At 32.2% G+C, this 14265-nt stretch carries 11 protein-coding genes; 6 read left to right on the plus strand and 5 right to left on the minus strand.

All coding sequences use genetic code 11. The features are described 5' to 3' along the window. Positions 1–26: 26 nt before the first annotated feature. The 4 genes from IM532_RS05155 (at position 27) to IM532_RS05170 (ending at position 5096) form a co-directional block, all read left to right on the plus strand. Complete coding sequence (locus IM532_RS05155) at positions 27–1250, plus strand: DUF6051 family protein (RefSeq protein WP_194182374.1); 1224 nt, start codon at positions 27–29, stop codon at positions 1248–1250. Positions 1251–1332: 82 nt separating this feature from the next. Next, the gene (locus IM532_RS05160; protein ID WP_194182375.1) at positions 1333–3540 is read left to right on the plus strand and encodes a M1 family metallopeptidase; all 2208 of its coding nucleotides are present in this window, start codon (positions 1333–1335) and stop codon (positions 3538–3540) included. Positions 3541–3551: 11 nt separating this feature from the next. Further along, on the plus strand, positions 3552–3980 hold the full coding sequence (locus IM532_RS05165; protein ID WP_194182376.1) for a hypothetical protein: 429 nt from the start codon (positions 3552–3554) through the stop codon (positions 3978–3980). Positions 3981–4055: 75 nt separating this feature from the next. Continuing rightward, positions 4056–5096 carry an acyltransferase family protein gene (locus IM532_RS05170; RefSeq protein ID WP_194182377.1) on the plus strand — a complete coding sequence of 347 codons (1041 nt, stop codon included), beginning with the start codon at positions 4056–4058 and terminating at the stop codon, positions 5094–5096. 33 nt (positions 5097–5129) lie between these two features. On the opposite strand, the gene IM532_RS05175 is transcribed toward IM532_RS05170, so the two are convergent. Both IM532_RS05175 and IM532_RS05180 read right to left on the minus strand, forming a co-directional pair. Next, a complete protein-coding gene (locus tag IM532_RS05175) occupies positions 5130–7262 on the minus strand; it encodes a S9 family peptidase (RefSeq protein ID WP_194182378.1) in 2133 nt (710 codons plus the stop codon). A gap of 1 nt (position 7263) precedes the next feature. After that, complete coding sequence (locus tag IM532_RS05180; RefSeq protein WP_194182379.1) at positions 7264–7614, minus strand: arsenate reductase family protein; 351 nt, start codon at positions 7612–7614, stop codon at positions 7264–7266. A gap of 98 nt (positions 7615–7712) precedes the next feature. Between IM532_RS05180 and rluF the strand changes: the two genes are divergently transcribed. After that, a complete protein-coding gene (gene rluF / locus IM532_RS05185) occupies positions 7713–8636 on the plus strand; it encodes a 23S rRNA pseudouridine(2604) synthase RluF (protein ID WP_194182380.1) in 924 nt (307 codons plus the stop codon). Positions 8637–8738: 102 nt separating this feature from the next. Next, positions 8739–11195, plus strand: a complete 2457-nt coding sequence (locus tag IM532_RS05190) for an alpha/beta hydrolase family protein (protein ID WP_194182381.1) — start codon at positions 8739–8741, stop codon at positions 11193–11195. Between the two features lie 100 nt (positions 11196–11295). On the opposite strand, the gene IM532_RS05195 is transcribed toward IM532_RS05190, so the two are convergent. From IM532_RS05195 to IM532_RS05205, 3 genes are read right to left on the minus strand one after another with little or no spacing between them, the layout of a single operon-like run. Continuing rightward, positions 11296–12351, minus strand: coding sequence for a pseudouridine synthase (locus IM532_RS05195; protein ID WP_194182382.1), 1056 nt, complete (start codon positions 12349–12351; stop codon positions 11296–11298). Continuing rightward, on the minus strand, positions 12348–13280 hold the full coding sequence (locus IM532_RS05200) for a geranylgeranylglycerol-phosphate geranylgeranyltransferase (RefSeq protein ID WP_194182383.1): 933 nt from the start codon (positions 13278–13280) through the stop codon (positions 12348–12350). The genes IM532_RS05195 and IM532_RS05200 overlap by 4 nt, the downstream gene beginning before the upstream one ends. A gap of 18 nt (positions 13281–13298) precedes the next feature. Further along, entirely contained in the window at positions 13299–14216 is a 918-nt protein-coding gene (locus IM532_RS05205; protein WP_194182384.1) for a mevalonate kinase family protein, read from the minus strand. Positions 14217–14265 lie beyond the last annotated feature (49 nt).

The raw sequence follows: 14265 nt of genomic DNA on the forward strand, positions 1-14265 counted from the left end.
TATTAATCACACAATTGTTTAAACTCATGAATTACAAAGAATTATATGAGGTTTTGAAAAATATTTTTGAGCATAAGGAGCCTTTTGAAATCGTTAATGATCTAAACTTAACGATAGAAACCGTTCATTTTAATTCTCAAAGAGTAGATTTTTTAAATGGATCTCCACAATATAAATGTGTAAAACATGATAAGAACTTCATCGATAACGAATCGTTCACGCACTATAATTTACCTTCAGTAGATGTAAAAGATTTTGAAATTGAATGCAATAAGAATTTTGATTACTATGTTTTAAAAAGAGCTGATATAGATAAAGTAGAAGGATCTATTATCTTTTTTCATGGATTAAATGAGAAAAAATGGGATAAATACTTACCATGGGCGTACGAATTGGCACAAAAAACAAATAAAGCAATTATCTTATTTCCTATAGCGTTTCATATGAATAGAGCGGAAGAAATTTGGTCTGATCGTCGCCAAATGGCTGAAGTTTCTAATTATAGAAAAACAAATTTTAAAGATAATACCGATTGCTCATTTGTAAATGCTGCAATCAGTTCTCGTTTAGAAGCTCATCCGCAACGTATTTTTTGGTCAGGTTTTCAAACTTATTCTGATATTATTTCTGTTATAAATGATATACGAAATAATCAAATTAAGAGTATTAATAGTCATTCTACAATTGATTTATTCGGATATTCTATCGGTTCTTTTTTATCCATGATTTTAAAAATGGCTGATCCAGATGAGGTTTTTAAAAACTCAAAGTTATTTTGTTTTTGTGGAGGAATGACGATAGATCGTATGTTTCCTATTTCAAAATATATTATGGATGCGCGTGCGGCAATAAAAATGCAAACTGTATTTGCTGAATTATTAAGCTCTAATTTTAAATCCGATCCGAGATTAGGACATTTTCAGGATCAAATATTGCATAAGCAGGAAAGTTGGTTTAAGATGATGTTACGCTATAATTATTTTCAAAAAGAAAGAGAATTAAGAATTAAAGATTTTGAAGGTCAAATTAAAGCATACGTATTAGAAAAAGATGAAGTAGCACCACCAATGGAAGCACTAAATACTTTACAAGGTGGGTATAGAAATATAAAGATAGATGTCCAAATAGAAGATTTCCCTTTTGAATATTCGCATATGGTACCTTTTCCATTAACCAATAAGATACAAGATCAAGTTACCAAATCATTCAATGATTTTATAGATTCAGCGACAAGATTTTATACAGCATAAACAAAAAATCCATTCAATTACTGAATGGATTTTTTGTTTGATAAAATATACTTAATTTCACTAGATAACACAATTACTATAAATGAATAATAAATTCTTAAAGCCGCTACTATTGGGAGTGGGTCTTTTATCTGTAAGTATTGATGCTCAGGAAATTTCAAAATATAATTACCAAGAAGCTTTTAAACCTTTTTTTTACCAAAATAACGGAACAGATTATCGTTCTGCAAGTGGTAAACCTGGACATAATTATTGGCAGAACAGAGCAGATTATAATTTAAATATTACGCTAAATGATCAGAAAAATGAATTAACAGGAAGTTCGGAAATCATTTATACCAATAACAGTTACGATTCTTTAGAATTTCTATGGTTACAATTAGATCAAAATTTATTTAGTAAAGATTCAAGAGGTTCGTCTTTAATACCTAATACGGGTAGTCGTTATGGTGATACATCTTCTACTTTTGACGGTGGATATAAGATTAAATCAGTTACAGTAGATGGTAAATCAGTGAAGTACTCTGTGTATGATACTCGAATGCAAATTGACTTAGCAAAAGCTTTAAAAGCCAAAGGAGGTAAGGCAAAGATTAGAGTGGAATATTCTTATACCGTTCCTAATGAAGGTGCAGACCGCACAGGCGTTATTGAAACAAAGAATGGGGATATATATACAATAGCTCAATGGTTTCCTCGTATGGCTGTGTATGATGATATTCATGGATGGAATACGTTACCCTATTTAGGACCTGGAGAATTCTATTTAGAATATGGAGATGTTACTGCAACGATTACAGCGCCTGCTCATCATTACGTAGTAGGTTCAGGTGAATTACTAAATCCGAAAGAAGTATATTCTTCGGAACAACTTAAACGTTGGGATAAAGCTAAAAATAGTAATCAAACGGTTATAATACGTTCTGCTGCCGAAGTAGAAGCAGATAGCAGAACCTCATCTCAAAGTAAAACATGGAAATTTAAGATTAAAAATACACGCGACTTTGCATGGGCGTCCTCATCTTCATTTATCTTGGATGCGGCTCAGATTAATCTTCCTTCAGGTAAGAAGTCATTAGCTATTTCTGCTTATCCAGTGGAAAGTGATGGGCAACACGCTTGGGCTCGTTCCACAGAATATACTAAAGCATCTATCGAACATTATTCTCAGCAATGGTCAGAGTATCCTTACCCAACAGCAATTAACGTTGCAGGAAATGAAGGTGGAATGGAATATCCTGGAATTGTATTTTGTCATATGAATTCAAAGGGAGAAGGTTTATGGGGAGTAACTGATCATGAATTTGGGCATATTTGGTTTCCAATGATTGTAGGATCTAATGAAAGAGTTCATGGTTGGATGGATGAAGGTTTTAACACATTTATAAATGATATTTCGACTAAAAATTTTAACCAAGGGGAATATTTTAGAGCGCAATCTCTACAAAGAATGGCACCAATTTTTAACAATGATAACTTAGAACCTGTTACTACACAGCCTGATAATATGAGAGAACGTAATATAGGTTCGTTATTATATTATAAACCAGGAGCGGGGTTAAAATTATTACGCGAAAATATTATTGGTGAAGAACGTTTTGATAAAGCATTAAAAACATATATTGATTATTGGGCATATAAACATCCAACACCAGAGGATTTTTTCCGTACTATTGAAAATGTTTCAGGTGAAGAATTATCATGGTTTTGGAGAGGATGGTTTATAAATAAATGGAAAATTGACCAAGCTGTAAAAGAGGTTAAGTACAAGAATGGAGATTATAAAAATGGAATTAATATAACAGTGGAGAATATTGGGCAATTACCAATGCCAACTACCGTTCAAATTAATTTTGTTGATGGAACATCTGAAGAAGTAAAATTACCTATTGAAGTTTGGAAACGTAATACTGAATGGAATTTTCATGTTCCTACAATCAAAGAAGTATCCACAGTAACAGTAGATCCTAGAGGTGCTTATCCTGATGCAGATGTATCTAATAATTCATTTAAAATGGATACAAAAGAAGAAGTTTCAAATGAAAGAATTGATATTTACGCATTTCTAGGAACTTTTAGCAATTCAAAAATTGGTATGGAAATCGTTGTAAAATTAGAAAATAATGAACTGGTGGCGCAAGCTTCCAATCAACCAGCATTTCCATTAACATACGAAGGTAAAAGAACATTTTCTTTTGATGAAGGGGGAATTAAAATTATTTACAAAGAAGATTTGAAAATCTTTGTTTTAAAACAAGGCGATCAAGAATTTGAGTTCACGAAGAAATAAATTTCAATAAAATGAGAAGTCCAAAAGCTATTTTACTTAGTATTAGTATTTTTTTCTTTATTGCTTCATTACCAATGAAAACATACTGTGTTGATAATGATTGTGGAGATTATTGGAATGGCTTAGGTACTTTGCTTATGGGATTTTTAGGGATTATTTTTGGAAAAGAATGTGCATTGAGTTGGCTGGCAAATCCATTAATATTTATAGCTTGGATTCTCCCTTTTCGTAGGATTAATGGTAAGATTATTTGTAGTCTTTTAGCAACATTACTCGCATTGTATTTTCTAAGTGTTGATGTCACTCTAATAAATGAGGCAGGCCATGTAGGTACAATAACAGGGTATGCATCAGGTTATTGGTTGTGGACTTCGAGTATAGTTATTTATACAATAGGCTTAGTTTATCTTTATTTTATCAGGAGAAAAAGCAATATTTAATGAACAATAATTTTATATATAAATTTTAATAATTATACTTATAGACACATAATAGGTCTATTTAGTTCTTATTTTATGAAACATTTTCATACGTTAGATGCATTAAGATTTTATGCATTTTTTATAGTATTTATTCATCATTTACCAATTAGTATAGATTCATATTTTTCTAAAATTACAAAAAGTGGAGGTATTGGTGTGCAAATATTCTTCTTGTTAAGTGGATTTCTGATTACCTATATTTTATTTCATGAAAAATTAAATAAAAAAAAATTTAGTCTTAAGAACTTTATGATGAGAAGAATCTTAAGAATATGGCCATTGTATTATGCAATGGTGTTTTTCGCTTTTATAACACCAACTATTCTCCAGGTACTTTCTATGGATTCTTCAGGAGATGGATACGCACCAAATTGGTTATATCCTTTGTTATTTTTGGAGAATTATCAAATGATGCTGACTAATAGTTTTGCAAATGTATCACCATTACGAGTGATGTGGTCCTTGTGTATAGAAGAGCATTTCTATATTATTTGGGGATTAGCATTTCTATTATTACCAATGAAGCGTATTCTTAATTTTTTGATAGGTAGCATATTCTTTTCTTTTGTTTCCAGATTAATTTATTATAAAATAGGTCTCATTGATATGGATATTTTCACTAATATTCATTACTTTTCCTTTGGAGGAATACTTGCATATGTTTTATTGTTTAAACCAGAATGGATAGAGAAATTGGCTATTTTTTCTACTATTCTTAAAAGAGTAATAGCCTTTTTTATTCTTACGTTACTTTTATTTATTCCTAATTTCAAATTAGATTTTTTGATTATTGAGCCATTAATAATTTCTTTATTGACAATCTTATTATTAGCATTAACATTACCAGAAAAAAATGCATTAAAAATATCAGATCACAATATTATAAATCGCTTAGGGAAGTATACATATGGAATGTATTTATTCCATACCATATGGATTAATTTGTTCAATAAATTTACAAATCAATATTTACTAATTGCTTTATTTGCATTCGTTGCTACAATTCTTAGTAGTATACTTTCGTATCATATATTCGAAAAACAATTCTTGAAACTTAAAAAGTATTATCGATAATAAAAAAGCCTCGCATTGCGAGGCTTTTCTGTTTTATTTTGTTGATTCTGGTTTTAAATATAAATCAAAGTAATCTGTAATTTTTTGCATTAAATGTACACGTTCAGCGCCACGGACATTGTGCTCATGATTAGGATAAACATAGTAATCAATTTGCTTTTCTGCCTTCACCGATTCACGTAGTAAATCCATCGATTGTTGCCAAACTACCACAGGGTCTAACGAACCATGAATCACTAATAATTTTCCTTGTAGATTATTCACTTTTGTTAATAAGTTGTTCCCTTCATAACCTTTTGGATTATCTTGTGGCGATTCCATGTAACGCTCTGTATACATAATTTCGTACTGACGCCAATCGATTACTGGTCCACCTGCAACCCCAACTTTAAAAACATCAGGTTTGCGTAACATGAATGAAGTTGTCATAAATCCACCATAACTCCAACCGTGAATTCCCATACGTTCAGCATCAACAAAAGGTAAAGATTTTAAATAATCAACTCCTTTCATTTGGTCCTTCATTTCTGTTGTTGCTGCTTGTCCATGAATCGCTTGCTCGAATTTTAATCCTCGATTTGCTGACCCACGTCCATCCATTGTAAATACTACATATCCCTTTTCAGCTAAATGATCATACCATAAATTTCCAGACGCAGGAAAACGATTACTAATCATCTGAGCGTGTGGGCCATTATATAAATAAACGATAACGGGATATTTCTTAGATGCATCGAAGTTATTAGGATAGATTAATTTTCCGTACAAATCAGTACCATCATCAGCCTTTAGCATTACGTTTTCAACTTTAGCTGTTTTGTATCCTTCTAACGGATTTTTCGCAGTCAATAAGTTATTAATTCTACCTGATTTGGTATCAATCACATCTACTTTACGAGGCGTGGTATCGCTGCTCCAATTATCAATGGCATAAATTCCAGAAGTAGAAACGGAAGGGTTATGTGTTCCAGCCTCTTTTGTTAATTTACGTAACTTTCCATTTTCCCAATTTACCGCATATAAGTGGCGTTCGTTAGGAGAATCTTTTGTTGTTACAACTAATAATTCTTTCGCTTTCGTATTTTGTCCAACGATATCCGTTACAATCCAATCTCCTTTTGTGATTTGGTTGATTAATTTTCCGTTTGTATCAAAACGGTATAAATGCATAAATCCATCACGTTGCGACCACCAAACGAATTCGTTATTTTTCCCTGGAATAAAATATAATTCGTGTTGAGGTTCTACATATTTATCATCTTTTTCTTCGAATAGTGTTTTAATGAACTGACCAGATGTAGCATCATATTGGTTTAATTTTAAGTGTTTTTGATCACGGCTTAAAATTCCAATGTAAATGTGTTTTTCATCTGGCGACCAAGTAACAGAAGTTAAATATTGATCTTTTTCAGGTTCAGTTTGTAAGAAAACAGTTTGTTTCGTTTTCGGATTATAAACACCTAAAGTCACCGTATGATTCTTTGTTCCAGCAAATGGATATTTGATGTTTTTATTTACCGCAGGTTGTACCGACCAATCGATAATTGGATATTCCGTCACAACTGTCTGATCCATGCGATAGAATGCTACATAATTTCCTTTCGGAGAAATATAAATTCCTTTATGGATTCCAAACTCATTTTGGTGAACAGATTTACCGTTTACAATGTTGTACGAACCATCTTTAGTAATTTGGTGAGTATTTCCTGTGTTATCTACAAAGTATAAATTATTATCAATCGTATATCCGGCTTGATTGTTATCAGCATCAAATTCTACATCTTCAGCTTTTGCAGGAATATTAATCCAATTATTGATTTGTCCATTTGTAGCAACTGTTTTGAAAGTTCCTTTTTGATTGAAAAAAGCTTTTTGGTTGTTGATCCAATTTAACGATGGAATACGATTTCCTTCAAATTGAGTTGAACGGAAAATGGTATCTACTTTATTTGTTGGAACTGTTTTCTTGATTAAAGCTTCTCCGTATTTCGTTTTTACATTTTGTGTAAAAGCATCTTCGTTAGGAAGCCATTGTACTTGGTTTAAGTTTTCAACTCTAAGATTAGTTCCTAATCCAAGAACGGCATCTTTCATCGTAATTTCGTTTTGTTGAGCAACCGATAAAGTACTCAATAAAAGTGTAGCGTATAGTAATTTCGTTTTCATGTTATTTCGTTAAATGAGCTGCTAAAGCTTCTAAATTCTTTTTTTCGTTTCCAATAAAAATGATGTCATTATCAACTACAACAGGACGCTTTAAAAAAGTATAATCAGTTAGGATGTAATTTTTAATATCATCTTCAGACAATTCAATATCTTTTAAACCTAATTTTTTATAATTCTGCGCACGACGAGAAAATAAAGCTTCATAACTTCCTGCTAACTCTTTCATTTCAGTTAATTCTTCCTCAGCAATAGCTGTTGATTTGATTTCGTGTAAATCAAATCCTGTGAAATCATTTTCTTTCAGAATTCTTTTACATGTATCACACGTTTTTAAAAAAAATACTTTTTTCATCGTTTTCGATTTTTATGGATATGTAAATATAATTAAAGTTGGATTGTTAACGCATTAGTGTTTTTATTTATGTTTAAAGAAAGGTTTATCTTTGTGACATGGACGAGAAGAATAGCATACGATTAAATAAATACATTAGTGATAGTGGATATTGTTCTAGACGAGAAGCTGATCAATACATAGAGAATCGTTTAGTACATATTAATGGACGCGTTGCTAAAACAGGGCAACATGTAAGTCCTGGAGATGTAGTGACGGTGAAAGGTGTTGAGATAGAGCCGCGAGAGAAAGATCATGCAGCTTATATTATGTTGAATAAACCTGTAGGTGTTACATGTACTACAGATTCTTCGGATCCTGATAATATTGTTGATTTCTTGTCGTTCGGTGAGCGTATTTTTCCGATTGGTCGTTTAGATAAAGATTCATCAGGTTTAATCCTATTAACAAGTGATGGCGATATTGTGAATAAGATTCTACGTGCTGGTAATAATCATGAGAAAGAATATGTTGTTACAGTAAATAAACCAATTACTGATGAATTTTGCGAACGAATGTCGAAAGGTGTTCCAATCTTAAATCAAGTGACTAAGAAGTGTAAGATTGAAAAAGTGAGTACAAATGTTTTTAAGATTACGTTGATTCAAGGTTTAAATCGTCAGATTCGTCGTATGTGTGAATATTTTGGTTATACGGTAAAGAAATTGGAACGTGTACGTATTATGAATTTAACGTTGAATGTTCCGATTGGTCAATTTCGTGATTTAACTCCTGAAGAATTAGCTGAATTAAATCGTTTGACTGCAGATTCTGAAAAAACTGCTGAAAAGAAACCATCGAATAAACCAAAGAAATCTCCAGCAAAAAATACAGCAGATTTATCGCCTAATTTTAAAGATGATAAAGGTCGTTCAGCACAAAAGAAAAAAACGAATAAACCAAAAAGTACAAATCAAGCGCGTATTGGTAAAAGTAAACCACCCACTACGTCGAAAGGAGGGAAATTTAGTAAAAGGAAATAAAATAAAAAGCGATTCATAATTAATCGCTTTTTATTTTATATATGTGCTTATTAGTTCGTCATTTATAAAATTTATATATTTAACTACTATAAGAAAAAACACATGAAAAGAATTATTTATTCTCTGATGTTTTTAGCGATGTCTTTAGGCTCGTTAAATGCTCAAGAAAACATTACATTTCAAAATCCGCCACAAGAAATTTTGCAATTAGCAGATGCTGATATGCCACCTTCAATCTCTACTGATCGTAAAGCTGAAAACGCTTTTTTGTCATATAGAAGTCGTTATAAAACATTAAACGAATTATCAGAAACCGAGTTACGTTTAGCGGGATTACGTATTAATCCAATAACGAACATTAACTCGCGTGAAACTTTTGTAGAGAAAATTACTTATTACGATTTAAAGACTTCTAAGGAAATAATGATAGCAGGTTTACCGTCTAAAGGGCGTTTTTCTAATGCTTCTTGGAATTCTGCACAAACTAAGTATGCGGTAACAAATACAACTGAAAAAGGTGTAGAGTTATGGATTATTGATGTTAAAGCAAAGTCTGCAACAAAAGTTTATGAAGATAAATTAAATGCAAATTTAGGTCGTCCTTTTAATTGGCTTTCAAATAATGAGGTAATTGTTAATGTTATACCATCATCAAGAAAAGCATTAATTGATACGAGTGTAGCTTTACCAACTGGACCAACAGTATCTGTTGCAGATGGAAAAGAAGCACAAAATAGAACTTACCAAGATTTGTTACAAAATAAAAATGACGAATTCAATTTTGAGCAATTAGCATTATCAGAATTAGTAAAAATTAATATTGAAACTGGTGCTAAATCTAAATGGAAAGATGCAGCAATGTATACAGATGTTACTGCTTCGCCAGATGGAAAATATGTATTGGTGAGTGAAATTCAAAAACCCTTTTCTTATTTAGTGACATACAATAGTTTTCCGTCTGTAGAAACTGTGTATGATGTTACAGGAAAATTAGTAAAGGAAATAGATCGTAAAGATTTACAAGAAGTTGTTCCTAAAGGATTCTCTTCAACTAAAACAGGGAAAAGAGGAATTTACTGGAGAGCAGATAAAGCAAATACGTTGTATTGGGTAGAAGCTTTGGATGGAGGAGATGCAAATAAACCAGCAGAATATCGTGATGCAGTTTATCAAGTTGCGGCACCATTTACTGCAGAGAAAGAATTAGTTGTTAAAACTAAAGATCGTTATCGTGGAGTAACATGGGGAAATGATGAAGTTGCTTTAGTTCGTGATACATGGTATGATACACGTTCTGAAAGTACTTATATCTTCAATCCTTCAAAACCAAATGAAGAACCTAGACGTTTCTTTAACCGTAACTCTCAAGACGCATACAATAATCCGGGTAGCTTTGTAACTGAAGTTAATGATAATGGATTTAGCGTTTTGTCTATCAATAAAGGAAAATTAATGTTAGTTGGAGATGGAGTATCCAAAGATGGTATTCTTCCATTCGTAGATGATTTTGATACGAAGACTTTACAAACATCTCGTTTATGGAGAGCTCAAAAGTCTAATCAATTGGAATCAATTGCACGTGTAATTGATCCGAAGAAAGGACTTATTTTACAACAAATTCAATCAAAATCAGATTATCCGAATTTGTATGTGCGTAATATTTTCCAGAAAGGAGGAAAGCCAAAACAAGTAACATTTACGAAGAATCCTTTTGAAGCGATGAATAAAGTTTCGAAAGAATTAATTACCTATAAACGTGCAGATGGTGTATCATTATCTGGAACACTATATTTACCACCAAATTACGATAAATCTAAAAAAGAGAAGTTACCGATGTTGATGTGGGCTTACCCACGCGAATTTAAAGATGCTGCAACTGCAGGTCAAGTAACAACTTCAGAAAATAAATTTACTTCGCCATCTTATGGTGGTCCAGTATATTGGGCCTTGAGAGGATATGCCGTATTAGATGATGCTGCTTTCCCAATTATTGGAGAAGGTAAAGCCGAACCAAATGATACATTTGTCCCTCAATTAGTAGCCAATGCAAAAGCAGCGATTGATGCAGTTGATGCATTAGGATTTATTGATCGTGAAAGAGTAGCAGTAGGAGGACACTCGTATGGAGCGTTTATGACAGCTAACTTATTATCACATTCTAATTTATTCGCAGCTGGTATTGCACGTTCAGGAGCTTATAACCGTACATTAACACCATTCGGATTCCAATCAGAACAGCGTAACTACTGGGAAGCGCCAGAAGTGTACAATACGATGTCGCCTTTTATGAATGCAGAGAAAATGAAAACACCATTGTTATTAATACACGGAGATGCGGATAACAATACAGGAACTTTCCCAATGCAATCAGAGCGTTACTTTAATGCCTTAAAAGGTTTAGGAGCTACAACACGTTTAGTGTTATTACCAAAAGAATCGCATGGATATGCATCACGCGAAAACATTATGCATATGTTATGGGAGCAGGACCAATGGTTAGAAAAATACGTAAAAAACAAAGGAAAAGAAACTTCGACTGAAGCGAAGAAGAAAAAATAATTTCTGAAAATTTTAAAAGCGGCTACTTTTGTAGTCGCTTTTTATTTTAATAAAAAAAGCCTCGCAATGCGAGGCTTTATATTTTGAATCAAAAAGATGATTACATCATTTTTAAGAAGTTAACTTCCATTTCAGTTAAAGGGCGGAAATCTCCACGTCCAACTGTTTTCTTAGTTAATCCAGCAAAAGATACACGATCTAAAGCTTCAACTTTATAATCTAATTTCTCGAAGATACGACGTACAACGCGGTTCCATCCAATGTGGATTTCAATTCCGACTTCGTTTTTAGGACGTTTTTCGATGTAAGAAATGTTATCTACAATTGCAATTCCTTCTGGAATTAAACGGATACCTTTCTTAATTTCAGCCAAATCATTTGCTGTTAATTTTTTATCTAACGTAACATGATAGATTTTTTTAACGTCGTGACTTGGGTGAGTTAATTTTTTAGTTAAGTAACCATCGTTAGTAAATAAAAGAACTCCTGTTGTTTGACGGTCTAAACGTCCTACTGGGAAAATACGTGCTGTTGTAGCAGGACGCATTAAATCCATTACTGTAGAGCGATCTTTCTCATCTTTAGAAGTTGTAATGAATCCTTTTGGCTTATTTAATAAAAAGTAAACATTCTTTTCTGAAGAGATTCTTTTTCCATCGAAACGAACTTCGTCTCCTGGTTGAACTTTATAACCCATTTCTGAGATAACTTGACCATTCACTGTAACGATTCCAGTTTTGATCAGTTCGTCGGCCTCTCTTCTGGATGCAATCCCTGCATTCGCTACATATTTATTTAAACGAATAGTCCCATCATCAACAGGTGCAGCCTTAAGCCTTTTTACGAAAGGCTTCTGACCAAATTTGTTGCTTGGTTTGTTTGCTCCAAAACTTTTTCCTCCTTCTGGTCTACTACCTCCACCAAAGCTTGGTCTCCCGCCTTCAGTTTTTTTAGCTCCAAAGCTTGGTTTACCTCCTTCTGTTCTGCTACCTCCACCAAAAGCTGGTCTCCCACCTTCAGTTTTTTTAGCTCCAAAACTTGGTTTTCCTTTTCCTCCGGTAGGTCTAGATGAAGAAGAAGATGTACTTCCTCCTTTTCCACGATTATTCCCGCCCTGGGAATTTTTGTTGTTGGATTGATTTCGTCTGTTATTCATGATATATTAATTGATGCGCTCCCTAAATTCTGCGCAATAGTTTGCAAATTTAAGGGATTTATTTCGATAAATGCGATACTAAAAACTCCTACAACAATCATTCCTTTAAAAAAGTAATGCAGAATTTTATATTCTTGCTCAGTGCGTCCTTTATATATCAGGATTCCATTCACTATAAAACATAAAATTCCAAAAATGAAAAAATATTTCATTTGACCAATTTCATGGTTATTAATAAGATAGAAACTCAATAAAATATCCATTAAAATTAAAATGTAGAGTATCTTTTTGGTGAATGTTGTACCATACTTTATTGGAATTGAGTTGTAATTATAAATTAAATCCACTCTTATAGAAGATAAGTCCTTTACAATATCTGTTATTAAAAGTAGAATAGTAAGGAAAGCAGCATGTAAGAAAAGTGTGTAATCAAAATTATCAAAATATATTAGTAAAGCAAAAAATGGCAATACTCTTAATATAACTAAGTAGATGTTTTTAATCAATGCAAATTTGTTCATCTTATGACTATAGAACCAAACGAGTATTTGATAGATTAAAAAATAGAGAAATACCCGCCACGAAACTGTTGCAGCAATTAATAAGGATATAATATTAAGGGTGATATATACAGAGAGTTTAAAGCCTTGAGAAACTTGCCTATGCAGATAGGTTTGCATAGGTCGCTTAATTAGATCTTTTTCTAAATCGTAAAAATTATTAATAATATACCCTGCTGCTACACAGAGAATAGAGGTTAGTATAATCCCGTTGATCTTAGGATTAGTTAATATACTAAGATGATTGTCGTGAGATGCAAAAATAAAGAGTGATGCTAAATACTGTGCAAGCATCAAAATAATTAAATTGTATCCTCGTACAACAGAAAATAAAGCAAATAGTTTAATGATTATCTTCTGTAGAGTCATAGATAATAATGTATAAGATTAGAAACGATAAATAACTTCTGTATTGAAATCTTTTAAATGTGTTTTAGCTTTTTCATAATCTTGTGTAAATCCTAGTACATATCCACCTCCGCCAGAGCCACAAAGTTTTAGATAATAAGTATCTGTATCTATTCCTGTTTTCCAAGCATCCACTAGCTTTTGTGGGATCATTGGACGAAAATGTTCAAAAGCCCAAGAGGATAATTTCTGAAGATTTGCAAATAAAGGATTGTATTCACCTTTTACAAAGTAATCTATACAGGCATTATTATATTTAATAAATTCTTCTTTTAACGTTTTACGAAATCCTTCTCCTTTTAATTTTTCAAAAAATATTTGTACCATAGGTGCAGTTTCACCTGGTTCTCCAGAATTTATTAAAAATACAGCACCTTTTCCATCTATAGAAGCAGCAGGTAAACCAACAGTAGAGATATCATCTTTGGATTGAATTAGTAAAGGAATATTCATGTAGCAAATTAGTGGATCTATACCAGAAGATTTACCATGAAAATAAGATTCCATTTTCCCGAAAATTAATTTTAATTCAGCTATTTTATCTTTTGTTAGATCTGCTTGAATATCAATTTTATCTTTTGAGTATTTGTTATAGATAGCAGCTACTAATGCACCCGAACTACCTACACCATAACCTTGAGGAATATTAGAATCGAAATACATTCCGTTCTTAACATCTTCAATAAAAGATTCAGTATTAAATTGATCTGAGAAATTTTCTGATAAAAATTGTGCGTATTTACGCAAACTCTCGTTAGATGAAGCTGATTCTGGAGTTAATTCAAATTTCAGTGCACCTTGATAAAAATTATAAGGTATCGTTAAGCCTTTTGAGTTCTCGATAATTCCGTACTCACCAAATAATAATATTTTCGCGTAAAATAGTGGATTCTTCATTAAAAAACTTAATTCTGTTCAGCAAAATTACGAAAATACTTTTAGTCTA

The sequence above is a fragment of the Faecalibacter rhinopitheci genome, from assembly GCF_015234135.1.
Classification (GTDB): Bacteria; Bacteroidota; Bacteroidia; order Flavobacteriales; family Weeksellaceae; genus Empedobacter; species Empedobacter rhinopitheci.